Origin of the sequence: Streptomyces sp. NPDC059906 (genome assembly GCF_042730645.1) — a bacterium.
GTDB lineage: Bacteria > Actinomycetota > Actinomycetes > Streptomycetales > Streptomycetaceae > Streptomyces > Streptomyces rubrogriseus.
This window is the reverse complement of sequence record NZ_JBHWKU010000003.1, coordinates 383,288-409,208: the sequence shown is the minus strand read 5'-3', so window position 1 is coordinate 409,208 and position 25,921 is coordinate 383,288. Positions and strand designations below refer to the sequence as shown.

Genomic DNA, 25,921 nt, shown 5'->3' with positions numbered 1-25,921 from the left:
CGTTCCCTTCCCGCACCACCCCTGAATCCGGAAGCGAAGCTCCTCCATGCCCTCCACGTCCGTGGATCACCCCGCCATGCCCGCGGCCGAGCCCGCCCCCGCGCCGGGGGCCGCCGGCCGCCTGCGGTCCAACCCGTGGCTGACCCTCCTCGCCGTCGCGTTCGGCCTGTTCATGGTCCAGCTCGACGGTTCCGTCGTCGCCATCGCCAACCCCGAGATCGGCAGCGACCTGCACGCGTCCACCGCCCAGCTCCAGTGGGTGACCAACGCCTACCTGCTGGCCCTCGCCGCCACCCTCATCCTGGGCGGCAAGCTCGGTGACCGCTTCGGCCGCCGCACCTACTACCTGGTGGGCGTCGCCGGCTTCACCCTCGCCTCGGTCGCCATCGGCCTGGCCGGTTCGATCGAGGGCGTCGTCGCCTTCCGCGCCCTCCAAGGCGCCTTCGGCGGACTGCTGATGCCCAACACCCTCGGACTGCTCCGCTCCGTGTTCCCGCCCAAGAAGTTCGGCATGGCCGTCGGTATCTGGGCCATGGTCTCCGCCGTCGCCACGGCCCTCGGGCCCATCGTCGGCGGCCTCCTCGTGGAGCACGTCGACTGGGAGTCCGTCTTCTACGTCAACGCCCCCATCGGCGTCGCCGCCATCGCCTTCGGCGCCCTCGTCCTCCCGGAGAGCCGCAACGCCGCGGGCCGCGAGCGCTTCGACATACCCGGGCTCGTCCTGCTCGCCCTCGGCCTCCTGGCCGTCGTCTTCGGCGTCGTCAAGGGCGAGACCTGGGGCTGGACCTCCGCCGGCACCCTCGGCGCGGTAGCCGCCGGTCTTCTGCTCCTGCTCGTGTTCGGCCGGTACGAGACCCGGGTGGAGCACCCGCTGCTGCCGATGCGCCTGTTCCGCAGCCGCGCGCTGACCATCGGCGCGATCGTCACCGCGCTGAACTTCTTCGTGATGCTCGGCGTGATCTTCTTCGTCATGCTCTACCTGCAGAACGTGCGCGGCTTTACGCCGGTCGAGGCGGGCGTGCGCACGCTCCCGCTCAGCCTCGCCTCGCTGGTCGCCTCGCCGCTGGGCGCGGCCCTGACCCAGCGCTTCGGGCCCCGGCTGACCATGCCGCTGGGCATGCTGCTGCAGGCCGCCTCCTGCTTCGGCATGCTCACCTGGCAGACCGACTCCGCCTACGCGACGATGTGGCCGCCGTTCATCGCGCTGGGCCTCGGCGTCGGCATGGTGATGGCCGCCTCCTCCGACGCCATCGTGGGCAACGCCCCCGTCCGGGACGGCGGGGTGGCGGGCGGTCTCCAGGCGACGACCCTGCAGATCGGCGGCGCGCTCGGCACGTCCGTGCTGGTCTCCCTGATCAGCGCCAAGGTGGGCGCCACCCTCACCGGTGAGCTGACCGGCGCGGGCGTGCCCCCGGCCGTGGCCCACGGTCTCCAGGAGGCCCGGGACGCCGTGGCCATGGGCGTGGCGCCCGTCTCCGGCGAGATGCCGGCCGGGCTGCGGGCCGCCGTGGTGGAGGGCAGCGGGCAGGCGTTCATGAACGGCGTGCACGTGGCCGTGGTCGTCACCGGCGTCCTCTGCGTGCTCGGTGCCGCCCTGGCGGCGGCCGGACTCAGGCCTCCCCGGCCGCGGCACGCGGAAGCACCGTGACCCGGTGGAAGTTGCACCCCGGCGGCGCCGACAGCGCCGACAGCGCCGACAGCGCCGTCGGCCCCGGTGGACCCGGGGCGAGGTCGGCCGGGGGCCGGGACTGATGGGCCTTCAGGGCGATGCTCACCAGGCTCAACAGCAGATCCACGTCCGCGTCGCAGTCCAGGTGCACGGTCACCCAACGGGAGCCGGGCACCAGACGGATGGCGGTGGAGGCGCCCAGGTCGTACTGGAAGCGCTGGATGGCCCGGTGGGTGAGGTGGAGGTCCACGTCCCGGTCCGAGTGGAAGTGGACGATCTCGTCGCGGACGGAGCACAGTGCCCGTCCGGTTCCGCAACTGGCCGGGCCCGGCGAGAGGTCGGGCCAGGCTTGCAGCCGCTCGAAGGCGCGCTGGGCCGGAGTCATGGCCCTATCGTCGCCCGCTCACCGCTTCGCAACCAGAGGTTGAGCGATTTGTAACCGGCACGTGAGGTCGGCGGGAGCCTGCCGGGGCCCCGCCGACCGTGTCCGACGTGTGCCGGGCCTGCGTCAGGGTGCCACGCAGCCGATCGAGTCGACCGGGAAGTCATTGCCCGTCGACGTGGCGGTGAAGCCGAAGGTCACGCTCCCGTCCGGTGGTACGACGCGGTTGTGGTCCACGTTCCGGACCGTGACCGTACCGTCGGTGCCGCTGGTCAGCGAACCGTTCCACACCCCGCCGAGCGTGGTCCCGCCGCCCGGCTGCCACTGCACGGCCCAGCCGTTCAGCGGCTCGGTGCCGTGGTTCATCACCTCGACCGAGCCCTGGAAGCCGCCGCTCCAGGAGTTCTCCACCGAGTACACCGCCATGCAGGAGCCGGTGTGCGTGGGCGGGGTGGTCGGGTCCGTCGGGGTCGGGGTCGGGGTCGGGGTCGGATCCGGGTCCGGGGTGCTGCCGGAACCGCGGATGCCGGTGACCTCTCCGTTGCCGCCGTCGAAGACGACGTCCGAGCAGGAGAAGAAGTTCTCCTGGCTGTCCGAACGCACCCACTGCATGAAGATCAGCGCGTTGCCCGAGCGGCCCGAGGGCAGCGCGAGGTCCCAGTAGTAGTGGCCCCCGTCGGTGCCCGGCGAGCCCTGCTGGGGCGGGTCGGTCACCGTCTGGATCAGTTCCAGGTCGTCCCAGCCCAGCTCGGATGTGGGCGACCAGCCCGGCTTGGTCAGGTACACCCGGAAGTCACCCGGGTGGGCTGCCCAGTTGCTGTACTGCACCGGGATCGTCGCACCCGACGTCAGGTGCGTGCGCGGCCAGTCCGAGCGGGCGGCGTTGTAGGCGGAGAAGTCGTACGGGGAACGGTCGCCGGCACTGCACAGGGTGCCGTCCGGCACGTAACCGGCGCCGCGGCCGCCCGCGTTGGAGTCGAGCACGGCGAACCAGTTGTACAGGGCCGTCGCCCCGCTCTGGTCGAGGGCGGCCTGACAGGCGGGGTTCGTCGGGTCGAGGGCGCCGGTGCCGGTCTTGGCGTCCAGCTGGCACAGGTAGGTGCGGGAGCCGGGCATCATCGCCACGCCGTGCGCCTCGGCCCGCCCCTGCCCGAGCAGAAGGGTCACGCCGAGCGAGCCGAGCAGGGTGGCCAGTACCGCCGCGAGGGTGAGGAGTCTGGTGCGTCGAACCATAGGGGTCTCCTGGTTCCGGTCCGTGAGTGGGCTGAGGAGTGAGTGCCTGAGCGGATGTCTGGATGATCGGTTCATGACTAAATGATCGGTTCATGACAAGATCGGGACGATGTCCCGTGGAACCCCCGCCCGTCCGGGGCGGTCGCTTCGACCGGACGGGCGGGGAGGCGGGGCCGTTACACCGTGGTGCAGGCGGTGTCGTTCAGGCGGAAGCCGGTCGGCTCGGCGAACGCGCCGCCGTAGGTGCCCTGGAAGCCGAACGACAGGCTGCCGCCCGGTGCGATCCGGGCGTTGTGGCTCGCGCCGGTAACCGTGACGGCGCCCGAGGGCGGTGCCACGGACGCGTTCCAGGCGTTGGTGATCCGCTGGCCCGAGGGCAGGGTGAAGCCCAGCCGCCAGCCGTCCACGGGAGCCGTGCCGGTGTTGGTGACGGTGACGTCCGCCGTGAAGCCGTCCTGCCAGACGTTCGTGCCGTACGACACCGCGCACGCCGACGGGCCGCCCGGGTCGCCGGGGTCGGGATCGGGGTCGGTGCCGCCGGGGGTGCCGGTCTCGATGGTGGAGGAGAAGGAGTTCACGGCCAGTCCGGCGCCGTTCTGCCAGGGCTCGAACCCGGCCTGAACGCTCGTCAGGTACCAGTCGTCCTCGGCGAGTCCGCGCGCGACGGTCGCCCGGACGAAGTCCATGACGTCGAAGCTCCAGCCGGTGATCGCCGACGGTGCCACGAACGACAGCACGTCGTTCGAGCCGTTGCCGCCGCTCCACACCTCCCAGGTCCGGCCGCCGACGGAGGCCGTGCCCACCGGTGAGCCGATGGGCTGGATCGGACCCACCCTGTTGAACCAGATCATGATCTCGGTCCGGTTGACCCCGTCGGTGCGGGCCGTCGGGTCCAACCATATGTCGTACGAGGCGTTGTAGACGGCGTCGTCGACGAAACCGTACGAGATGCTGGACGGCGCCGCGGAGACGGTGTCGAGCCGGGCGGGGAGGTCGGTGCCCGGTGAACAGGTCGTGTAGTGGCAGCCGTTGAAGACCGACGGGTACGACTTCGGCGCCCCGTTGGTCGGTGCCGAGCCGTCGGCCTGCGTGACCCGGAAGCCGGTGTCGGTGGCGGTGACGCACTGGGTGGCGGAGGAGCCCCAGCGGTTGTTCTGGACGACGTACCTGCCCTGGATCGTCGTCGTCCCGAAGGGTTCGCAGATCGTGGTGTCCGCCTGGGCGGGCGCGGCGGCGGTCACCAGGGACGACACGAGGGCGAAGGCCGCGAAGGCCGCGCCCAGAGCTGCCAAGAGGCCGCGCGGGGCGCGGGCCTGGGGCCGTAACGTTCGCATGGGGGCCTCTCCGGAAGGGTGTGGGGGGAGGGGGGAAGGAGGGGCCGGTGCGGGAGCGCTCCCAACTCCCCACTGATGGGAGCGCTCCCACTTACCGGTTGATGGGACTGTAGAAGCGGTTCATGTTCCTGACAAGACTGTGCGCGCCAGAGTTGTCGAACGAATCTCGAAGTCCCAGGTGAGAGGAGTCCCGCCGGGCGCGCTCCCGGCGGCCAGGTCGCTCAGGCGGAGTCCCGGAGCACCAGCTCCGTACGGAGGATGACGTGCCGCCAGGCGACCGGGGCGTCCTCCATCTCCTCCAGCAGCAGCCGCACCATCGTGCGGCCGATCTCCTCCAGCGGCTGCCGGACCGTCGTCAGCGGCGGGTCCGTGGGCCGGGCCGGGTGGAAGTCGTCGAAGCCGATCACGGCGACGTCCTGCGGCACCCGTCGGCCCGCGGCGCGCAGCGCGTTGAGCGCCCCGGCGGCCAGCGTGTCCGAGGCGGCGAAGACCGCGTCCAGGTCCGGGTGCCGGGCCAGCAGGTCGGTCATCGCCCGGTGCCCGCTCTCCTCCGTGAAGTCGCTCCCCTCGACGACCAGCGACGCCCCCGCCGGCCCGCCCGCCGGCTCCAGCGCCTCCCGGTAACCGCGCAGTCGGCACTGGGCGACGTACATGTCGAGCGGTCCGCTGATGGCCCCGATCGTGCGCCGGCCGGCGTCCAGCAGATACCTCACCGCGCCGCGCGCACCGCCCGCGTTGTCCGCGTCGACGTACGTGACGCACTCCTCGCCGGAACGCCGGCCCAGCATGACGGTGGGCAGTCCCGCGTCGGCGAGCATGTCGGGCAGCGGATCCTCGGCGTGCACGGACATGAGCAGCACCCCGTCGACCCGGCCGCCGCGCGCGTACTCCACGAAGCGCCGCCGCTCGGTGTCCGTGCGGACCAGGGTGAGCAGCAGCTGCAACGGGGTGTCGGTGAGGGCGTCGCCGACGGCGTGGACGATCTCCGTGAAGAACGGCTCCCCGAACAGCCGCCAGTCCGGCTCCGTCATCACCAGCGCGACGGCGTCCGCACGGTGGCCGGCCAGGGAACGGGCCGCGAGATTCGGCACGTACCCCAGCTCGGCGATGGCCCGCTGCACGGCGCGGCGCGTCGAGTCGCGCACGCCGGCCGCGTTGTTGACGACCCTTGAGACGGTGCCCCGCCCCACGCCTGCGCGGGCGGCCACCTCCTCCAGCGTCGGCGTACCCGGACGCTGCCTGCCCATGTCCGCCCGCCTTCCCCCACGAGATCGTCCGATACTACGGTGACCGGGCGGGTCGCCTGCCTGCCGGGACGGCGGATCACGGAGCGGCGAGGCCGGGGAGCCTCGCGCCCCACGCGGCGGCGCACAGGGCACGGTCCACCTCCTCCGCGTAGACGGCCGCGCCCAGCCACGCGCGGGCGAAGCGCCCGGTGTCGGCCGGGAGCAGCCGGCCGAAGGGATCGCGCGCCCGTTGCGCGGCGGTGGCGTGCAACTCGGCGAGCAGCTCACCGGCGGTGCCGAGGCCGTACCGGCGCAGGCGCGCGGCCTCGGACTCCCGGTTCCCGGGGAAGGCCAGCACGCGGCGGCCACCGGACGCGGCCTGGTGGACCCGGCGCCGCAGCAGATGCACGGGAGCCTCGTCCGCGGCGGTCGCCGCCTGTACGGACGGTGTGGTCCGCGCGTCGCCCGCGGGGCCCGACGACGCCTCCGCGGGCAGGTCCGCGCGGCGGAGCCGGTCGAGACCGAGGTCGGTCCGGCTGTCCGGATCGGTGGGACGGCTCGCCGCCAGCAGCGACGCGCGGGGCTGCGGGGCCGGCGTGAGCCGGGCGACCACGCGGAGCCGGGCGCTGCGCGCGGACGCGAGCTGGGCGAGGAGGCGCAGGTTCTCACGGTGGGGCAGCGCGGGGTCGTCGTGGGCGGCGGCCAGTCGGACCGTCAGCCCGTCGCAGTCGGCGAGCAGACACTCGCCCGCGGCCTCGCGGACCGTGCCGACGAGCGTGATGTCGAGAAACAGCAGGTCCTGGCCGTCTCGGCCGTTCTCGCTGTCCCGGACGGTCCGTTCGGCGGCGTGGGGAGTGTGGTGCGCCCTCGGTACGTCCAGGTCGCCCGCCAGCGCCCGGGCCACCTGCTCGGCCACCGGTACCGCCCACAGCCGGTCGAGCGGCTCGGCGTACCACGAGACGCCGGGCGCGCGGACGGCCCGCACGCCCGTCCCCGCCCCCAGACGGCCCGTCGGGGAGACCGTCGCCCCGGACACGGCGAGTCCCGCGCGCGAGAGTTCACGGGGCGTCAGGGAGGTGTCGCCGATGCGCACGGCACGGTCCGCCGATCCCGTGGCCCGTTCGGCGCCGCCCGGGGCCACGTCCGGGACCGTGTAGAGCCGCCCCGCGGCATCGGCGGTCCAGGTGACGGTGCCCGCGTAGCCGGTCGTCGTGAGGACCGGCTCGGCGAAGAGCCCGTACAGGCGCAGTGACCCGTCCGGTGCGTACGGCTGGCGTACTCTGCCGCGCAGCCCGGCGAGCTCGGGCCCCGTGGCGTCCGGGATGCGGTGCGCGAGGAGGAGGACGTCGCGCAGTGCGGCGCCGAGATCGCTCAGGCGGTGTGCCGGGTCGGCGGCACGGGCCGCGCGCAGCGCCGTGACCACGGCGACGGCGCGGCCGGAGGCACGTGGGAGGCCGGCGAGCCGCGCGGTGTGCGCGGCCCGCAGCAGCTCCGCCTGGAGCACGGCCCCGGCGCCTTCGACGCCTGCCTCCAGCACGGCGGCCGCCGCGGCGTGCAGCGCCGCCGAGGCGGCGCACTGGGCGGGGGTGGCCGATTCCGGGGCCGGGACGTCGCCGGGAACGGCGCCGGGGGCCTGGGCGGCGGCGGGTGGGGCAAGGGTCGGGGCGGGGTCCGGGGCGGGGGCTGAGGCCGGTCTTGGGGCCGGTCTTGAGGCCGGTGTTGAGGCCGGTGTTGAGGTCCCGGCCGGTGCCGGAGGCGTTTCCTGCGGTGGCTCCGTGGGCGACGGCGCCCCGACCGCCGGTTCCGCGGGCGACGGCGCGCCGACCGCCGGTTCCGTGGGCTCGGCGACCGGGGCCGCCGATGCCGCGGCGGCCCGGTGAAGGCAGTCGGGCGCGAGCAGGCACCCGCAGCGGATCGCCCCGGCACTGGACACGACCCCGTCGGGGGCATGCAGTTCGAGGTCGGTTTCGTCGTCGACCGCGATGCGCACGATGTCGCCGTCCCGGACCACCGGCCGCCCCGAGACCTTGGCGACCCCCGCGTCCAGCCGCTTGCGCAGCCGTGGTGTGAGCGCGGCGACCAGCTCGGCGGTCACCGAGGGGCTGACCGGCGGAAGGAGCGGGCTCATGCGATCTTCTCCCCTACCCAGCGGGCGAGTTCGAGCGGACTGAGCGCGGCGACCGGCATGCCCGCGGCGACGAGCTGCCCGGCCACTCCGGTGGAGTAGCGCGGGCGGCCCGCGTCGTCGAGGCCGGCGCAGCCCAGCACATGGCAGCCGGCGCCGACCAGGGCACGGACCTCGGCGAGCAGCCCGCCCAGCGGATAGCCCTCCTCGAAGTCGCTGATGACGACCACGAGGGTGCGGGACGGCACGGTGACGAGCTCACGGGCGTGCCGCAGCCCCGCGGCGATGTGCGTGCCCCCGCCCACGCTGACCTCGAGCAGCAGGGACAGCGGATCGTCGACGTGGCCGGTGAGGTCCATGACCTCCGTGGAGAAGGCCAGGAAGTGCGTGGACAGGGTGGGCACGCCCGCCAGCACCGACGCGGTGAGGGCGGCCCAGACCGTGGACGCCTCCATGGACCCCGACACGTCCGTCACCAGGACCAGCCGCCAGTCGGCCGATCTCCTGGCCCGGGTGCGGAAGACGGGGTGCTCCGGAAGGACCCGGACCGTGCCGTCCGGACCTCGGTGTGCCGAGGCCAGGTTGGCCCGCAGGGTGCGGGGGAGGTCGAGGCCGCCGCCCGGCCGGCGGCTGGGGCGCGGCACCACGGTGCCGTGCAGCGCGGGGCGCAACCGGGTGGCCAACTCCCGGGTCAGCGCCTCGACCAGGCGCCGCACGAGCGGCCGGAGCGCGGCCAGCCGTGCCTCGGGCAGGCCTCCCGCATGCCGCAGCACGGTGCGCAGCAGATCGACGGAGGGCCGCACGCTGTCCGGGTCGAGTTCGGCCAGGACGTCCGGCCGGCCCGAGGAGGCCGCGGCCGCCAGGACCTCCTCACGGATGCCCGGCCCGAACAGCGCCGTGAGTTCCTCCGACCACTCACGCACACTCGGGTACGAAGGCTCCCGGCCGCCGCCCGAGCCGCCCCGGCCCGGACCGGTCAGGTCACCCCGGCTGCCCTCGCCGCGTCCGCTGCCGTACAGCTCGTCCAACGCGGTGGCCGGGGCGATCGCCGCCGGGGACAGCCAGTCGGTACGGCGACCGAGCACGAGCCGCCAGCGGTCGGCGGGCGGGAGCCGGTGATCCGCGGCGCCGACGGACGCGGCGAGGGGCACGGCGCCGCCGGACGGGGCGGGTGGCGGGGCGCCGACGGCAGCCGTGGCGGTGCCGTGGGGCCGGTCGGCGTCGTCGGCCGGGGGCTGGAGCCGGTCCGGATCTGAGGCCGACCCCGCTTCCGATCCCGGACCAGGACCAGGACCAGGGCCAGGGGCAGAACCAGGACCAGGACCAGGCCCAGCGCCAGGGTTACCCGGACCTGGGATCGATCCCGGGGCCGGGGGCAGCAGCCTCAACCCGTCGAGGGCGGCCCGCGCCATGAGGTCGGCGCGGGTCCACAGGGCGAGGGCCGTGGGATCCACCCCGCCCGTGTCGGCCGGCCGGTCCACGCCGACGCGCTCCTCGACGACGGACAGCAGACGGTCGCGGGCGGCCGGGCTCAGGGTGTCGAAGCCGCCGCGCAAGGCCGGCAGCCGGTTCAGGAACTCCCGGTCGGCCAGCTCCGACACCCGGTCGAGAAGCGGCTCGAGCGCCGGGGCCGCCGACTCCAGCAGCGGACCCGCGGCCGTCAGCAGCCCGGTGAGCCGGGCGGTGAGCGTGGAGCGGGACGCGCGGTCGCGGGCCCCGTCGACCCAGGACGCGGCACGTTCGCCCAGTACGTCGGGATCCTCGTGCCCGAGGAGCACCCGGACGGCTCCGGCGGCGCCGCGCATCAGGGGCGAACCCTCGCGGGCCAACCGGGTCAGCGCATCGGCCAGCCGGACGCCGCCGAGCATGTCCGCGCGGTGGGCCAGTTCCAGCAGGGCGTGCGCGTCCGACGGGTCCTCGGCACCGCTCAGCCCGTCCACCTGACGCACCGCCGCGGCGGTGAGCAGCTCGGCCACGGCGGTGGCCCGCAGCGCACGGTCCTCGTCGGCACCGAGCCCCGGGAAGTGCCCCGCCCGCAACCGGTCCAACAGGCCGAGTCCGGCGAGGAGTTCAGGCAGGGTGGCGGCACCGGGCAGCACGTCGGCGGTCTCCGTGAGCCGTGCGTCCGCCAGGTCCGGCAGACCGCACTCGGCCGCCTGCCGGAGTCCGTCCAGGGTCTGCGCGGCGGTGGGACCGCCCTCGTCCCGCTCCGTCCGCCACCGCTCGCGCAGCACCCCCTCGGCGGCCTGCACGGGCGTGACACCGTGCACGCCGACCGCGGACAGCATCGCCGCGGTGGCCGGCGTCCAGCGCACCTCCCACCGTGTCGTCAACGCCTCGGCGCCGCCCGCACCGACGGTGCTCCGCGCCTCGGCGTAGGGCACGCCGCACACCGTCAGGCGGCGCAGCAACAGGTCGCGCGCGCGGTCCAGCTCGGACCGCAGGGGGGCCAGCCGCAGATCGCGGGCGGTCGTCGACGCGGTGCCCCCCGGGGCGCCGCCGCCCCGTGCGGTGCCACCCGTCCCCGCCGGCCCGCCGCCGTCCGGCCCTGGGCCCGGCAGCCCCAGGGCCGTCAGCTCGGCCTCGACCGCCGGAACGAGGCCGCTGCGCGGTGCGTCCGGGGCGGGGCGGCCGCCGCGGGTGCCGACGAGCACCTGTTCCATCGCCCTGGCGACGGCCCGCCCCCTGCCGTACGGCTCGCCCTGCGCGAGTACGGTCTGGACCGCCTCGACCAGCTCTCCCCGGCCGGCCGCCGGCAGCCCGCGCAGCCGTGCCAGGTCCGAGGCCAACCGCACGATCTCGCGTGCGTCGGCCGGACCCGACGGATGCCCGAGGCCGCGCAGCGCCGCACACACGCGTACGGCCGCGTGCGTCAGTGCCTCCTCCAGCGCCCCCGGATCACCGGCCGCCCGCAGCACCAGATGCTGCCACTCGGGGTCCCGGATGCCGGCGGGGTAACCGGACCGCTCGTCCAGCAGGGCGTACGTGTACGGAATGAGGGACGTGATCCACCCGGAGCCCCCGCCGGCCGGCCCGGCGGGGACTGCGGAGCCCCCGCCCTGCCCGGGTTCGGCCGCGTCGGCCGGGGAGACGAGTGCCGGCGCGTGGAAGGCGCCCACGACCAGGGCGGCCCGCGCACCGTCGGCGGTGGCGGCGGCCAGCCGGGAGCGCATCCACGCCTCGCGCCGCAGATCCAGCTCGGGTACGCCGCCGGACGCCACGGCCTCCTCGCGCAGGGCCCAGCCGGTCAGGAGCGCGGCGCGGCGCAACGCCTCCGGCCCGGATCCCGGAGCCGCGGCCTCGACGAGGCGGTCCCACAGATCCTCACCGGGACGACCGGTGAGCCTCGCCCGCAGCGCCTTGCTGAGCCCGGAACGGTCCGAGAGGTCCGGCTGCGATTTCGGCGCCACGGGTGCCGTGCGCGTGGTGGTGGGCACCGTGGGCGCGGCGGGGGCTCCCGAGCGGCTCCCCTCACGCCACGCCCGGGCGGCCAGCGGCAGGTCACAGGCGACGACCGGAACGCCCCGCCGGGCGGCCCAGCGCACGGCGGCCAGCTCGGGGGAGAAGTCGGCGAACGGATAGAAGGCCGGTCCCGACCCCTCCTCCCCACCGCCGGCCGCGGCCAGCGCGACCGGCGCCCGCGTCTCCTCGTGGCCCAGCCAGGGGAGCCACTCCTGCATCTCGGCCGGCAGCTCGACCAGCAGGACGTCCGGGGCGGCCCGGTCGAGCAGCGCCGGCACGGCCGCGGCCAGGGACGGCGCGTGATGCCGTACGCCGACGAGGAACGGCACCCCGGGACCGGTCAGCGCCGCGACCGCCTCGTCCGCGGACAGCGACGAAGAGGGGGAGTGGCAGCCGGGGGAGGACGGGGAGGGGGACACGGCGGTCAGCCCTCCAGGACCGTGCGCAGGTCCCACAGGGTGCGCCAGGTGGCGGAACCCTGCTCGGCGCGGCGCCTGACCGGACCGTCCCAGTACCCGCGCAGCCGCGCCGCGTCCGCGGGATCGTCCTTGCGGACCACACCGAGGAGATGACCCGGCAGCAGGCCCAGCACGTCGCGGTCCCCGGGGAAGTACGCCGAGGCCAGACCCAGCGCGCCGGCGACCGAAACGGCCTCCGCGGTGCTCATGACCGTGGAGGGGCGCTCGACCTCCCAGCCCTCCGCCGACCGGCCCTCGCGCAGGTCGCGGAAGGCGACGACCAGGGCCTCCAGGACCGCCTCGTCGACCTTGAAGGGCGCGCCGGCCCGTTCCACCGAGGCCCGGGCCTGGCTGCGGACCAGGGCCGTCTCGGCGTCGAGGTCCGGAATGGGGCCGACCGTCTCGAAGTTGAAGCGCCGCTTCAGCGCGGCGGACATCTCGGAGACGCCCTTGTCGCGGAGGTTCGCGGTGGCGATGAGGTTGAAGCCGGGGGCGGCGTGCGCCAGGGCGTCGTCGGTGCCCGAGAGTTCGGGAACGGCGATGCGCCGCTCGGAGAGCAGGGAGACCAGGGCGTCCTGCACCTCCGGCAGACAGCGCGTCACCTCCTCGACGCGGGCGATGCCGCCGCGGGCCATCGCGGTCAGGACGGGGGAGGGCACGAGAGCCGTCCGGCTGGGGCCCTGGGCGAGCAGCAGGGCGTAGTTCCAGCCGTACTTCAGCTGGTCCTCGGTCGTGCCAGCCGTGCCCTGCACCACCAGGCCACTGGTGCCGCACACGGCCGCCGACAGCAGTTCGGACAGCATGGACTTGGCGGTGCCGGGCTCTCCGACGAGCAGCAGTCCGCGCTCCCCGGCGAGGGTGACGACGCACCGCTCGACCAGCGACCGGTCGCCCACGAACTTGCCCTCCACCGTCAGTCGGCGGGGCACGCCCTCGGGCGTCTCGGCGCCCTCGGGCAGCCGCAGCGCACGGCCGTCGCTGCCCATGACGAAGGTGACCACGGCGCGGGGGGTGAGTCGCCAGGCGGGCGGGCGCGGACCGTCGTCGTAGGCGGCGAGGAAGGCCAGTTCGGCGGCGTAGCGCTCCTCGGGCGGCACGATCTGGCGGGCGGTGTCGGGGGAGAGGCTGGTGGTCATCGACGGATCTTCCGGTCGGGTCGGGCGGTGGTCGCTGGGGCGTCGAGCGGGGTCATCGGCGGCGGCCGCCGCGCGTGGCACGGGTGGTGAGCTGCTCGTAGGCGGGCGCGTCCCGGTCGCGCACCCGGGCCCAGGCGCGGGTGAACAGCTCGGGCACCGGGAGCAGCGGAACGGAACGGAATCCCTCGCCGACCGGGTACAGCCCCTCCTTCCACGTCTCCACCGGCAGGGCGGGCGACTTGAGATCGCGCCAGCCGCAGGGCAGGAAGAGGGAACGGCCGGCCCGCGGCCGCTTGGCCTCGACGACCAGGTCCGTGGCGGCCAGCTCGGCCCGCGCCTTCTTCGACCGCGCGGGCCGCCAGCCGGTCCAGCGGGCGCAGTTGCGGTCGGTCGGATCGGGCAGGGCGAGCAACTGCAGGTAGAGCGCCGCCGCGTCCTCGCTCAGGCCGTGGGTCCGGGCCACCTCGATGACGAGCGCGGGAACACTGACCGTGGGGTCCTGGGCCGCTCCCTCGGCCCCCGCGGGATCCAGCCCGGCGTCGAGGCTGCGTGCCAGTTCGTCGCCCACAATCGTGCGCAGGGCCCGCACCCCGGTGCCGCGCGCGGCGCCCACGAGCCCTTCGAGCAGTCCGAACACGGCGTCGTCCGGGCCGGTGAGACCGGCCGGTCGCACCAGGACGGTCTCCCGGTCGCCGTGCCAGGGCCGCAGGGCCAGGGCCTCCCCGATCCGCGTCGTGCCCTCCGCGTCGGCGCCGCCGGTGGCGGGCAGCCCGTACGCCTTGCGGAGTTCGGCGGCGGTGGTGCCGCCCTTCTCCGTCCACTCCACGTCCAGGTCGAGCAGCAGTCCCGGGTCGGTGAGACGGCGGCGCACGGCGGCCAGCCCCTCGGGCAGGGCCGCGCGCAACGGGTGGCCGTGGGGGAGGGCGTAGGCGAGCGAGGCGAGGGCGTCGACGGCGCCGGTCAGGGTGTAGCGGTGCGGCACGGCGGCGGGGTCCTCCGCGACCAGCCGGCCGTTGTTGTCCGGTCGTTGGACCGTGGTGCGGCTGAGCCAAGGGGTGCGCTCGGGATTGAGCACGGCCTCGGCGGAACCGACCGGCAGGCCGTCGAGCGTGCCGGCCAGGTCCTCGGGCAGGCGGACGAGGGAACCCAGGCGTTCGGACCAGACCCGGCCCACGGCGCCCGTGTCAGGTCCCGCCGTCCACAACCCGGCCGGATCGTCGGGCAGCAGCGCGCCGATGAGCGCCGCCCGGTCGGTGGCGAGGAGGGAGTTCAGCATGCGGTTGCCCGCGTCCAGTTGACGCGGCTTGAGTCCGGTCGTGGCGAGTGCGCCGGCGTCGAGGCGCTCCGGTTGCGCGGCGAGGAGCACGGTGGCCTGCAGCGGTCCCAGGCCGTGGCCGGTGGCCGCGGCGAGATCGGCCGGAGCCCCGGGCCGCCAGGGCGGGGCTCCCTTGTCGCGGGTCAGCCGGGCGACCGCGGGGAGCGCGCCGGCGGGGAGCGCCGGGGCGTGCCGGGTCTCCTTCTCCAGCGTGAAGTGGGCGACGGCGCCGAAGACGCCCGCCGGATCGTGTTCGAGCGCCAGCCAGTTGACGCGGTCCCGGGCGGTGTCGACGTTCTGGCAGCCGAGGACGACCACGGTGCGGCCCTCGCGTCGCAGTACCTGCCCCGCACGCTCCCGCTGCCGGTGCTTGTCGTACGGCTCGCCCAGGACGATCTCCCGGATGCCGTCCCCGGGTGCGGCGAGCGGTCCTTCGGCGAGCGCCTCGAACAGGAGGAGCAGCGCCTCCCGTTCCGCCGCAGGCAGGGTCGGTACGGTGGCGCGGTAGGCCAGCGGCCGCAGCACGCCCAGCAGCTCCGGCCAGGTCATGCCCATGCGGGGGACGGTGTGCTCGTCGCTGTGCCACCCCTCGCCGAGCGCGGACCTACGGGTGCGCTCGGGCAGGTGCATGCCGTCGGCGGGCTTGCCCGAGAGCACGTGGTTCACGGCACGGATCTGCCGGAGCGCGGTCCACTGGCTCTCGCCGCCCCACGACCCCCACATGCGGGCCAGGCCGTCGGCGGCCGCGCGCAGGGTGCGGTCGTCGCCGTGCTCGGGCCGGTAGTCCGCGAACATCCCCTCGGTCCGCTTCCGTTGCGGCTTGGGCTGCTCCACGGGCGGGGCGACGAAGCGGGCGACCGCGTCAGCGATCTGGACCGTGGTGCGGACCAGAGCCGTCACACCGACGAGGAGCCGCTTGTCAGTGAGCCCGGGCAGCGCACGGGCCACGATCCGCAGTACCACCTCGTCGGCGGTCGGCACCACGGGCCTGTTCGCGGCGGTCGACCCGCCGGTCGACGCGCCGGTCGACCCGGTGGCCGTTCCGGAGTCCGAGTCGTGCCTGCCGGCCGCCTCGTCCGCGGCCTTCGCCGCGCTCACCTGCGCCTGGCGCTCCGCCAGCGCCCGCACCGCCGTGCGCAGCAGGTCGGCCGCCTGCTCGTCGGTGAAAGCGCGCAGGACGGCCGACGACCGCTCGTCGCGGGGGCGCAGTGCGTGCCAGAAGGAGACCGGCGGGACGAACGGGGTGCCGGCGGCGAACTCCCCGCCCCGCTCGTTCGGCGTCACCCGGCCGAGCACGCCCGCGTCGCTGCCGTCGTCCGGCGCGTACAGGGCGACCTGGCGTCGCGTGCGCGCCACGACGGGCGCTGCGCCTCCGGGCAGGCGCAGCGCTCCGAGCGGGGTGACGCGTTCGCCGCGCCCCAAGGCGCGCAGCGTGACGGTCCGGCCGTCGGGCGTCCCCGCCGTGGTCAGCGCCTCGCCCGCCGCCTCCTCGGCGCGCACCCAACGCCCCAGCACGGTGCCGTCGGTGCCGAACGGGCTCAGCTCGAGACCGGGTTGCAGCGGCAGCACCTCGCACTGGTCCTGCAGCAGCGTCGCGTCGTCCCTGATGCCGGAGCGGAGGAAGGCGGGCAGCGACGCGCGACTGTGCGTGCCCGTCGCCGGGTCGTACTCCAGCCACACGTGCTGCCGGCCCTGCCTGCCCTGCCGCCAGTACGACGTGCCGTCGCCGATGACGGGCCTGCTCGCGGGCAGTACGGTGTCGCCGGCGTGCAGGGTGCGTGCTCCGGTGGCCCGGCCGCCGTCGGGCAGCGGGACGGACGGGGCGACCTCGTCGTTGCGCCACCAGTGGGAGATCTGCTCGCCCGTGAGCGTGAGGATCTCGGACGGCCGGGTGGACCAGTAGCCGCGCTGCTTGCCGTCCTGCCACCACACCACGAGCAGTTCCCCGTCGGCGTAGCGGAACTGCGGGCGCTGCCAGCGGTCCAGGTCGGCCGGGAGCCGCAGGTCGTGGTCGAGCAGAATCCCGTCCGGGCCGACGACGACCGCCTTGTGCCCGCGGCTGAGGATCAGGCAGGGCCAGGCCTCGTTCACGATCAGCGCGGTGTCGCGGTCCGAGCGGGTCCCGGTCCCGGTCCGGGTGCCGTTGCCGTTGCCGTTGCGGGCCCGGGTCTCGGCGTCGAGCAGCCGCAGGGCTTCGTCCAGGGCGGGCCAGCCCAGTTCGTCCAGGAGGCCGGTCCGCAGGGTGCGCCCGAGCAGTGGAGCCGCCTCGTACCCGGCGGCACGGGCGACGGCCTCGGGATTGACCCGGGGGGCCACCGACCGATAGGGGCTCAGCCGGTTCAGCGCCTCGCGGGCTCCGGGCAGGCCCCTCGCGCCGGCGAGTTCACCGACGGCGCCGTCCAGCCACTCGCTCAGCACCCCGCTCAGCACGCGGTGGTCGGCGAGATGGTCCAGTACCCGGCTCGACTGCCGCTCGTGCCCCGCGGCACCGATCGCCCGCAGCAGCAGGGGGCGCAGCCGCGGGTCCGCGGCGACGGCTGCCAGATCACGCCGCTCCGGCCGGGTGTCCCGTACCCAGCGGTCCAGCCCGAGGTGGACCTCGGTGTCGGGGCCGGGCAGGGCGAGGGGGATGTCCTCCGCGGCGCACAGGTCGAGCAGGGCGATGTCGACGCCCACGTGCCGACGGCCGGTGAACAGGTCGACGGCGCGTCCGTCGGCCCGCAACCGGGGCGCCATCCGTACGACGAGGCCGAGCGTGGCCGGGGAGCTGTCGCACACCGTGGCGCCGCGCTTGCGATGGGCGGCCCAACGGCTCAGCCAGTCCGCCGCGTCGACACCGCCCGCGGCCTCGGCCACCGCGCCGCTTCCGGCCGCCGTCCCGCCGTCCTCGCCGGTCAGCAGCCGGTCGGCACCGCACTCGGCCAGCAACTCCAGCCAGAACTCGTCACTCTTGGTGCCGTGGTCCAGGCCGGCCGGCATGATCTCCAGCATCCGTTCCCGGACCGCGGGCCGCCGCTCGGCGAGGACGGCGAGCGTCGCCCGGTAGGCGGTCCAGAAGGAGGCGGGCGCCCGGACGGCGGCGGGCGAGGCGACCAGGTCGGCGACGAGGTCGCACTCCGCCTGCACCCGGGGCAGCCCGGCCGCCTTGATCAGCACGCGCGCGTCCTGCGGCAGCGACGCGTACGGCGGCATACCGGCCGCACAGCGTTCCACGGCCAGCTGACGGAACTGGGCCCAGGCCTCGGCGGCGTCCAGTCGGGCGGCCAGGTCCCCCACATGCTGCTTCAGCGCCTTGACCGTCAGCGCCCCGGCGAAGGCGAACTCCAGGAACACGGCGCGCTGCCGCTGCTCGTCGACGGCGAGCGCGTGCACCCGCTCCGCCTCCCGCGCCTTGCCGAAGAAGGCGGCGGCGTAGGTGGTGTTGTCGAACTGGAGGAAGATCCGCGCGGCCTGCTCGAAGAAGGTCGGCAGGAAGTGCGGCACGGCCCGGCCGAGCCGGTCGCCGAGCTTCTCGAAGCCCTCCTTGGCGGTCCCCGGGCGGGACTTGGCCTGACGGACGAGCCGCTCGACGTCCTTGACCAGGGCCAGCGCGTGGTGCCCGTTGGCCGGGTCGTTGACCAGGGCCCAGGCGGGGAATCCGAGGGTCTCCCGCCTGACCTGCCCGACCTCGGGAGTCTCCGCGTCCCGCACGAGGCCGAGGAAGTCCAGAGCAAGGTCCTCGGCCTCCCCGAGGGTGCCCGGCACCAGCCGGACGACGCTGCGCTCGCCGAGCGCGGCATGCGTGTACGTACGGACCGTGAGGGTGTCGGCGTCCTCCCGGCCGCTGCTGCCGGGCGGCAGGAGCGCGCCGGCCTCGAGCAGTGCCGAGGCGGTGGCGTCGTCGGGGCCGGTGACCTGTCGCGCGCCGGTGGCTTCCTGGGGCGCGGTGGTGGTCTCCATGGCGTTCACGCGGCCCGCTCCTCGTCCTCGATGTCGCGACCGGCGTACAGCGCGGCCGCCATGCGCATCCCTTCCGACCAGGCGACCGGACCGACCCGGCCCAGCTTGAGCACCCGCCCGGCGGCGTCCGTCCACATGAGGGGGCCGGTCTCCGTCTCCTCGTAGCCGTCGTAGTCGCCGACCCAGACGCGGGCCTCCACGGCCCGGCCGTCCTCCCAGGCGGAGCAGACCGCGTATCCGCCCCGTACACGGTGGCCGAGCTGGGTGACCCGGCCGTGCAGGAAGCGCAGCTCCTTGAAGGCGCCGCCCGCGTACTCCTCGACCGAGGCGGCCTCGGCGTCGAGTCCTACGGGGCGGTGCCACACCTCGCGGAAGAGCTGCTGAGCGCGCTGTTCGACGCCGAGCTCGACGGCGAACTCCCGCAGCTCCTCCAGGTCCTCCAGGAGCACCGGATGCGGGAGACGGACGAGGTCGGGGGAGACACGGACCGTGTCACCGTCGAGGTCGACGAGGCCGAGGCCGCGCTCGGGGTCGGCGTCGCGCAGGAATCCCGCGACCTCGCCGTCGGCACCGGTGACCACGAGGTCGCGCAGGGCGGACCGCCAGGCGGGGTCGGGCCACACCCGGGTGAGCACGGCGAGGGGCACGGGCAGCGACCGCACCATCCACCGCTCCACGTCGCTCAGGCACTGGCGTTCGTGCCGCTCCAGCCACTCGACGAGCTGGCGCAGTCCGACCACCGCGGGATCGTCCGCGAGCTTGGCCGGCACCGACTTCAGCCGCCGTCCGGTGGCGTTGCGGCACACCACCTTCCCCTCGTCCAGGGCGACCTCGTAGTCCCCGGCCGTCACCCACCCCATGAGTGCCTCCCCGCACCGCAGTGATCAAGTGCTGACGACTGTAGGCGAGCCCACTGACAACGCCGTCGGCGCGGGGGACGCCGGTCGTGGGAGGGGTCACGGGGCGGGCGAGTGGAGAGCCGTCAGTCGTCCAGGCGGACCGGCATCAGCACCGAGAACGCCCCCTCGTCGTCCGCCCGGCGGATCGCCAGCGGCGCGGTGGGGGCGGGCCCGAACTCCAGGACGAGCCGGTCCCGGTCCGCGGCGGCGAGCGCGTCCAGCAGGTATCCGCGGTCGACGCCGACGTGGTGCGCGGCGCCGTCCGCCTCCTTGTCCGGGGCGCCGTCGCCGCAGACGATCACCGTGCCGTCGTCCACCGTCGAGAGCACGCTGACGTCGCGGGCCCGCCGACCCGGCTCGCGGTCCTCGGCCACGCGGACGGGGCCGGACTCCAACGCCTCCCGGAACTCGGGCACATCGACGACGACGCGCCGCCCGGGCGGCAACTGGACGAGACGGCGGTAGTCGGGGAAGTCGTGGGCCAGGCGCCGCCCCGACGCCTGGCGCTCCCCTGCCTCCAGCGTCACGCGGTCACCCTCCACGGCGAAACGGGCGGGCCCGTCGTCGCCCAGCAGCGCGCGCATCGCGTCGACGAGCGGCGCGGGCACGACGACCTGCTCGCGCGCTCCCCCGTGCCCGACGACGGCCAGACGCGCGACGGCCATCCGGTAGCGGTCGGTGGCCACGACGTGGAGCGCGTCGCCCTCGACGTCGAACAGGACGCCGCCGAGCACCGGCAGCTCGGGGTCCCCGCCCGCGGCGAAGCGGACCGCGTCGAGCGCGTCCGCCAGCGCGGGCGCGGGAAGGGACAGTCGGACGGTGCCGGTACGCGGCGAGGCGGTCATGGGATTCTCCCTGTGGTCGAGTAGCGCTTCGAGCGTGGAGAACTCGCTGCGGGCCTCGGCCAGCCCCCGCTCCAGACGGCGCAGGTGCGCCTGGAGCAGCCCTCGCACCAGGCCGGCGTCCGCCCCGGACCAGCCGGCCAGTACCAGCCGGATGTCGGCCAGCGGCAGCCCGGTCCGCCGCAGCCGGGCCAGCACCCTGGCCTCGTCGAGCTGGCCGGGGGCGTACCAGCGGTAGCCACTCGCCGGATCGACCCGGGCGGGGACCAGTACACCGGCACGGTCGTAGAACCGCAGGGCGCTCACGCCCAGTCCGCTGTCGCGGGCCATCTCCCCAATGCTGCGCATCTCGTTCTCCACGTCGGGGACTCTGCGCCCTGAACCAGGTCGAGGGTCAATCATGAGGGATTCCCGCAGGAGCGGCCGGTGGGCCCGTACGGCCGTCCGTCTGCCATCCTTGCGCCGTGCAGAAGCCCAGTGCCGTCACCCCGGACGCCCCCGCGGCGATACGGTCGCCGCTCCTCACCCAGGAGTGGCTCGACCTCGCCTTCATCCACTGGGCCGTCGAGCCCGCCGCCGTGGCGGGCCTCATGCCGCGCGGCACCGTCCCCGACACGCACGACGGACTCACCTACGTCGGGCTCGTCGCGTTCCGCATGCACCGGGTCGGATGGTTCCGGCTGCCCGGGGTCCCGTACCTGGGCTCGTTCCCCGAGACGAACGTGCGTCTGTACAGCGTGGACGCGCACGGGCGGCGCGGCGTGGTCTTCCGGTCGATGGACGCCTCGCGGCTGATCCCGGTGGTGATGGGGCGAGTCGGCTTCCGGCTGCCCTACCTGTGGTCCCGCATGACCGTCCGCTCCGTGGGCGACACCGTGACCTACACCAGCTCCCGCCGCTGGCCGGGACCGCGCGGCGCCCACAGCCGCATCACCCTGCGGACCGGCGAACGCATCCACGAGCCCACGGCCCTGGAGCACTTCCTCACCGCCCGCTGGGGCATGCACAACATGTTCTTCGGCGGAGCGGCGTACCTGCCCAACCACCACCCCCGCTGGCCCCTGCACCGGGCCCGACTCCTCTCCTGCGACGAGGACCTGGTCGCGAGTGCCGGGATACCGGCGACGGGAGAGGGCCCGGTCAGCGTCCTCTACTCGCCCGGGGTCCCGGTCCGCCTCGGTCGTCCCGCCCTGCCGGTCTCCGCCGTCCCTGCCGCCCCTTGACCTCGGGCGCAGCGGGACAAGGACGCCGAAGGGTTCCTCACCCTCTTCCGACCCGACGCGCTCCGGACGACCGGACACGACAAGGTGCTCCTGGGCCTCGACGCGATCGCCGAGTTCACCCGCGCGGTGCTGCCCCAGGCCGTATGGGACGGCGACGTCACCTACGCCAGAACCCCGAAGTCCGGAGCGGATGAGGCAGATGGCGCGGGGTCACGGTCCGCGAGGTCATGCGGCACCGTCCGGCATTCCGGGAGACCGGGCGATCTCGTCCTCGGCGGCTTCGACGATGGCCAGTACGGCGGTGGCCGCGGCCGCGGGGTCGCGGGCCTCGACGGCTTGCACGACGGCGCGGTGAGCCGGCAGCGAGGCCTCCACCGCGCCGGAGGTCCGGGTGCTGACGAGGAAGCTGTGCTCCAGCGCGATCGCGACAGCACGGCCCAGCGAGCCGAGGAGACGGTTGCCGCCGGCGTCGAGCAGGGCCCGGTGGAAGGCGATGTCGGCCTCGACGTATCCGCGGCGGCCGGGCCCGGCCACCGCGGCCTCCGGCATGCCCGAGGTCTCCAACGTCCCCCTGCCCGCCAAGCTGCTGAAGGCCGGCGTCAAGGACATGGTGCGCGTCTGCGACGGCCGGATGAGCGGCACCGGCTACGGGACGGTGGTCCTGCACGTGGCGCCCGAGGCCGCCGTCGGCGGACCCCTCGCCCTGGTCCACGACGGGGACCCGGTCGTCCTCGACGTCCCCAACCGCACGCTGCGCCTGGGCGTCGACGACGCCGAGCTCACGCGACGCAGGCAGGCGTGGCGGGCGCCCGCCGAACGGCACGCCGGCGGTTACGCCTGGCTCTACACCCAGAACGTCGAACAGGCCGACCGGGGCGCCGACTTCGGGTTCCTGCGCGGAAACCGCGGACACGAGGTCCCCCGCGACTCCCACTGAGGGCGACGAGCGCGCGGTCGGCGGTGTGACGAGGCCTTGTGAGGCACGAGCCGCCCACTCGGAGGGGCCCCGCACCGGCCATGTGACGCAGCGAACATTGCGTTTATAGTGCAGTTGTCGCTGCCTTTTGGGCTATCCTCCTCCCCTAAAGGCAACGATCACTGCGAGGTCCTTATGTCTTCGTCCGCCCTCCGCACCCCCTTCACCCGCGCCGTGGTCGACCGCCCCGGCAGTGAGCCGGGGAACGGCTCGTACCGGCCGCCGCCGGAGCACAAGCCCCGCCGCGGCGGTACGGGTGGTGCCTTCACCGCGGTCGCCGCCGTACTCGTCCTCTTCCTGGCCGCCTCCAGCGCACCGTCTCCGCTGTACGTGATCTACCAGCGGCAATGGGGCTTCTCCGCCTGGGTACTGACCGTCGTCTTCGCCCTCTACGTGGTCGGCCTGCTCGGCGCGCTGCTCACCGTCGGCGGGCTCTCCGACCACCTCGGCCGACGGCCGGTCCTGGCCGGGGCGATCGCCCTGGAGACGATCGCGCTCGTCCTGTTCCTCACCGCCGGGAACGTGGTCGTACTGTCCGTCGCCCGGGTGCTGCAGGGCATCGCGACCGGCGCCGCGACCACGACCCTGAGCGCCACCCTCGTCGACCTGGAACCGGCCCGTGCCCCTGGCCGGGCCGGCGTCGTCAACTCGGTGACCCCGTTGACCGGCCTCGCCTTCGGAGCGCTCGGCTCCGGCCTCCTGGTGGAGTACGGCCCCGCCCCGACCCGCCTCGTCTACGGGATGCTCCTCGCCGGCATGGGTCTCGCCGCGCTGTTCGTGACCCGGATGCCGGAGACCTCCGAGCGCCGGCCCGGCGCCCTGGCCTCGCTGCGTCCGAAGGTCGCCATGCCCTCCTATCTGCGCGCGGACATCGTCCCGGTGATCCCGGCCATGATCGCCAGCTGGGCCCTGGCCGGGATGTACCTCTCGCTCGGCCCGTCCGTCGCGGCCCAGCTCTTCGGTCTGCACAGCCACCTGATCGGCGGCGTCGTCGTCACACTGCTGGCCGGCACCGGTGCGCTCGCGATCTCCCTGCTCCGCTCCCGCCCCGCGTCCGGGCTGCTCGCCCCCGGGTCCGCCCTGCTCGGCCTCGGCACCCTGGTCTCGCTGGCCGGCGTGACCCAGAACCAGGCCCTGCTCTCGGCCGCCGGAACCGTCGTCGCCGGCTTCGGCTTCGGCGCCTCGGTGCTGGCCGCCTTCGGCACCGTCACCCGCATCGCCCGCCCGCACGAGCGCAGCGCGGTCTTCACGCTGGCCAACATCATCAACTACCTGGGCAACAGCGTGCCCGCCGTCCTCGGTGGCATCGCGGTCACTCTCCTCGGCCTGCGGACCGCCGCCGAGTTCTACGCGACCGCCATCGCGGTCCTCACCTTCGCCGCCCTCGCCCTGCGCCTCAATCAGCTGCGCACCCGGCGCCGCACCACCGGGGCACCGGTCGAGTGAACCCCCGTCCCACCCCGCCGCGCACCACGAACCGTTCCGCGACCGGGGCGGCACACGTCGCCCATCACCAAGGAGACACGCACAAAATGACGACGGAAACCACCGCAGGGCAGCACCGCCAGGTCCAGCGCGGCGGCCACACGACGATCCGGTACACGGCGAGCGGCCCGGCCGACGGCCCCACGCTGGTCCTGATCCACGGCTGGGCCCTCGGCCGCGGCGACTACGACGAGACGGTGCGCCGTCTGCCGCAGGACTACCGGGTGCTCGCGATCGACCTGGCCGAGCACGGTGAGTCCCGCTCCACGCGGGACACCTGGACGATCGAGGAATTCGCCCATGACGTGGCGGCCGTGCTGGAGGCCGAGTCGATCGGCTCGGCCGTGGTCGCCGGGCACTCCATGGGCGGCGCCGTCGCCGTCGAGCTCGGCCGACTGCTGCCCGACACCGTCTCGCACATCGTCGCCCTGGACGCCCTGCACTACCTGGGCCTGTTCCCCGTACAGAGGGACGAGGAGGCGGAGGCGGCACGACGTGCCTTCCGGGAGGACTTCAACGGTGCGGTACGGGGTCTGGTTGAGGGCGGCACGCCGGCCGGCACCGATCCCGCCCTCGGTGAGGTGTACTTCGGCAAGATGTCAGCCGTGCGACAGCCCGCCGGACGGCTGGCGATCGAGGGTCTGATCGACTGGGACATGGACGCCGTCCTGCGCGAGACCAGGCAGCCCATCACCGTCTTCGCGATCCGCGCGCTCACCGGCCAGGACGCGATCGAGCGCTACCGGGACCGCTTCGACATCGTCCTGACGGACCTCGGCACTCACCACTTCCCCGTCGAGGCCCCCGAAGCAACCGCCGAGCTCCTCGCCGACGTGATGGCCCGGTAAGGGTCACGTACGCCCCGCCCTGAGCACTCGGCGCGGCCTTTTCCGGTGCCCGGCTCGCTCCGGGCCCGGAGGCCGCCGCCGGGGCCGCGCGGGGCAGGTCGTCACTCCGGCAGCAGGTGGGAGACGAGGTCGCGTGCCCATCGGGGGGTGAGGGGCTCGTTGGTGAAGACGGCCCGGTAGTAGAGGGGGGCGAGCACGGCGTCCGTGGTGCGTTCCAGCGTCGGCGGCTGTCCGCCGCGGGCCTTCTCGCGGTCGAGTATGGCTTCGAGTCCCGCCTGACGCTCGCCGCGGCAGGCCGCCGCCCCCTGTTCGCCGCCCGTGCCGATGGTGGCGCGGACCAGCGCGAGGGTGTCCGGGTCGCAGAGGTCCCGGGCCAGGTCGTAGGCGTAGCGCTCCAGGTCCTCGCGCAGGCTTTTGGTGTCCGGTACGACGATGTCGCCGCTGAAGCGACTGGTGGCGACGTCCGCCAGCAGATCGCCCATGGAGCCCCACCGGCGGTACACCGTGGTGGCGTGCACCCCGGCCCGGGCGGCCACCACTGGGATCGTCAGCACATCGACGTTGTCCTCCCTCACGAGTTCCTGGACAGCCCGGTGGACGGCCGCGCGGACTTTGGCGGAACGGCCGCCGGGACGGGTGCCGGCCTTGGGCGAGGGCGGGGTCGACGACGTCATGACGCCATTGTCGCACTGATCTTTGCTTTTTAAGCGCATCGATCACTGCATTTGTCGAAGTCCAGGCCGCGGGGCGCAAGGGATCGCACCAGCCTCCGTGGGTGGGGGAGGGCCAGAACGGCTCGGTGGACCCGTCCGACGGCGGCTGGGAGACGATCGGGACGACGGCGAGAGCGCACGGTTACCTCCTGCACGAGTTCCTCTCCCCACTGACCAACCATCGCGCGGACGAGTACGGCGGCAGCCTGGAGAACCGGAAACACGCTGCGGCGGGCCTCGGGACTGCCGATCGCCCCGGTCGGTCAGATCGGCGATCGGTCCTCGGCCTACGCACGAGTGGCGGACGGGCGGACGGGCGGACGGGCGGACGGGCGGGCGGATGCGGTGATGCTGGGCCGCGCGCTGCTGCGCGACCCCTACCTCGGCGTGCGCCGGCGCGCATCGGACCAGGCCGCCTGGCCTGTCCAGTACCACCGCGCGCTGTGATCCCCGTGCCGCGGCCGGGTTGGCCACGTCGAGCAAGATCTACACTGCCCCCGGCAGCCGGACGCTCGCTTCCAGCGATGGGTTGCGGGGCTCGCATGCGGAGCACACGATCGCCATCCCCGGGGACGGCGCGCATATTCTGACGAGGGTGGACTGATGGCGGCGATACCTTTCGATGCGGCCCTGCTGGCCGGATACCGTGCCGTGCG

16 protein-coding genes and 3 pseudogenes are annotated in these 25,921 nt (G+C 74.5%); 7 read left to right on the top strand and 12 right to left on the bottom strand.

Annotation, left to right across the window (positions count from 1 at the left end; genetic code table 11):
* Window positions 1–46: 46 nt before the first annotated feature.
* On the top strand, window positions 47–1,648 hold the full coding sequence (locus tag ACFV9J_RS07250; RefSeq protein WP_385351078.1) for an MFS transporter: 1,602 nt from the start codon (window positions 47–49) through the stop codon (window positions 1,646–1,648).
* On the opposite strand, the gene ACFV9J_RS07245 is transcribed toward ACFV9J_RS07250, so the two are convergent.
* The 10 genes from ACFV9J_RS07245 to ACFV9J_RS07200 form a co-directional block, all read right to left on the bottom strand.
* Window positions 1,611–2,054, bottom strand: a complete 444-nt coding sequence (locus ACFV9J_RS07245; RefSeq protein WP_385351075.1) for a luciferase family protein — start codon at window positions 2,052–2,054, stop codon at window positions 1,611–1,613. The two genes, ACFV9J_RS07250 and ACFV9J_RS07245, sit on opposite strands and share 38 nt — an antisense overlap.
* 123 nt (window positions 2,055–2,177) lie before the next feature.
* A complete protein-coding gene (locus ACFV9J_RS07240) occupies window positions 2,178–3,284 on the bottom strand; it encodes a lytic polysaccharide monooxygenase (RefSeq protein ID WP_385351072.1) in 1,107 nt (368 codons plus the stop codon).
* Window positions 3,285–3,460: 176 nt separating this feature from the next.
* Window positions 3,461–4,618, bottom strand: coding sequence for a cellulose binding domain-containing protein (locus ACFV9J_RS07235; protein WP_385351069.1), 1,158 nt, complete (start codon window positions 4,616–4,618; stop codon window positions 3,461–3,463).
* Between the two features lie 221 nt (window positions 4,619–4,839).
* Entirely contained in the window at window positions 4,840–5,865 is a 1,026-nt protein-coding gene (locus tag ACFV9J_RS07230; protein ID WP_385351066.1) for a LacI family DNA-binding transcriptional regulator, read from the bottom strand.
* Window positions 5,866–5,941: 76 nt separating this feature from the next.
* A complete protein-coding gene (locus ACFV9J_RS07225) occupies window positions 5,942–7,972 on the bottom strand; it encodes a hypothetical protein (RefSeq protein ID WP_385351063.1) in 2,031 nt (676 codons plus the stop codon).
* The gene (locus ACFV9J_RS07220; RefSeq protein ID WP_385351060.1) at window positions 7,969–11,850 is read right to left on the bottom strand and encodes a DUF5682 family protein; all 3,882 of its coding nucleotides are present in this window, start codon (window positions 11,848–11,850) and stop codon (window positions 7,969–7,971) included. Before ACFV9J_RS07220 ends, ACFV9J_RS07225 begins: the two co-directional genes overlap by 4 nt.
* A 5-nt stretch (window positions 11,851–11,855) precedes the next feature.
* Window positions 11,856–13,025, bottom strand: a complete 1,170-nt coding sequence (locus tag ACFV9J_RS07215; protein ID WP_385351058.1) for an AAA family ATPase — start codon at window positions 13,023–13,025, stop codon at window positions 11,856–11,858.
* A gap of 52 nt (window positions 13,026–13,077) precedes the next feature.
* Window positions 13,078–18,279 carry a hypothetical protein gene (locus tag ACFV9J_RS07210; RefSeq protein WP_385351342.1) on the bottom strand — a complete coding sequence of 1,734 codons (5,202 nt, stop codon included), beginning with the start codon at window positions 18,277–18,279 and terminating at the stop codon, window positions 13,078–13,080.
* 5 nt (window positions 18,280–18,284) lie between these two features.
* On the bottom strand, window positions 18,285–19,139 hold the full coding sequence (locus tag ACFV9J_RS07205) for a DUF4132 domain-containing protein (protein WP_385351055.1): 855 nt from the start codon (window positions 19,137–19,139) through the stop codon (window positions 18,285–18,287).
* 122 nt (window positions 19,140–19,261) lie between these two features.
* Complete coding sequence (locus tag ACFV9J_RS07200; protein ID WP_385351053.1) at window positions 19,262–20,422, bottom strand: MerR family transcriptional regulator; 1,161 nt, start codon at window positions 20,420–20,422, stop codon at window positions 19,262–19,264.
* Window positions 20,423–20,484: 62 nt separating this feature from the next.
* Here ACFV9J_RS07200 and ACFV9J_RS07195 point away from each other — a divergent pair, with 62 nt between their 5' ends.
* Window positions 20,485–21,243, top strand: a complete 759-nt coding sequence (locus tag ACFV9J_RS07195; RefSeq protein WP_385351050.1) for a YqjF family protein — start codon at window positions 20,485–20,487, stop codon at window positions 21,241–21,243.
* Window positions 21,244–21,246: 3 nt separating this feature from the next.
* Window positions 21,247–21,408, top strand: a pseudogene (locus tag ACFV9J_RS07190) (SgcJ/EcaC family oxidoreductase); the annotation flags it as partial.
* 60 nt (window positions 21,409–21,468) lie between these two features.
* Here ACFV9J_RS07190 and ACFV9J_RS07185 read toward each other — a convergent pair.
* Window positions 21,469–21,786, bottom strand: a pseudogene (locus ACFV9J_RS07185) (FadR/GntR family transcriptional regulator); the annotation flags it as partial.
* Here ACFV9J_RS07185 and ACFV9J_RS07180 point away from each other — a divergent pair.
* The 3 genes and pseudogenes from ACFV9J_RS07180 to ACFV9J_RS07170 all read left to right on the top strand — a co-directional run.
* A pseudogene (locus ACFV9J_RS07180) lies at window positions 21,785–22,180 on the top strand (dihydroxy-acid dehydratase); the annotation flags it as partial. The pseudogenes ACFV9J_RS07185 and ACFV9J_RS07180 overlap by 2 nt on opposite strands.
* 174 nt (window positions 22,181–22,354) lie before the next feature.
* Window positions 22,355–23,665: an MFS transporter gene (locus ACFV9J_RS07175; protein WP_385351047.1), complete on the top strand. Its 1,311-nt coding sequence runs from the start codon at window positions 22,355–22,357 to the stop codon at window positions 23,663–23,665.
* 86 nt (window positions 23,666–23,751) lie between these two features.
* Window positions 23,752–24,552: an alpha/beta fold hydrolase gene (locus tag ACFV9J_RS07170; protein ID WP_385351044.1), complete on the top strand. Its 801-nt coding sequence runs from the start codon at window positions 23,752–23,754 to the stop codon at window positions 24,550–24,552.
* Between the two features lie 101 nt (window positions 24,553–24,653).
* Here the strand turns inward: ACFV9J_RS07170 and ACFV9J_RS07165 are convergent, their stop codons facing one another.
* A complete protein-coding gene (locus ACFV9J_RS07165; protein ID WP_385351041.1) occupies window positions 24,654–25,226 on the bottom strand; it encodes a TetR-like C-terminal domain-containing protein in 573 nt (190 codons plus the stop codon).
* Window positions 25,227–25,327: 101 nt separating this feature from the next.
* On the opposite strand from ACFV9J_RS07165, the gene ACFV9J_RS07160 reads away from it, so the two are divergent.
* Window positions 25,328–25,855: a hypothetical protein gene (locus ACFV9J_RS07160; RefSeq protein WP_385351039.1), complete on the top strand. Its 528-nt coding sequence runs from the start codon at window positions 25,328–25,330 to the stop codon at window positions 25,853–25,855.
* The last annotated feature ends 66 nt before the right edge of the window (window positions 25,856–25,921 follow it).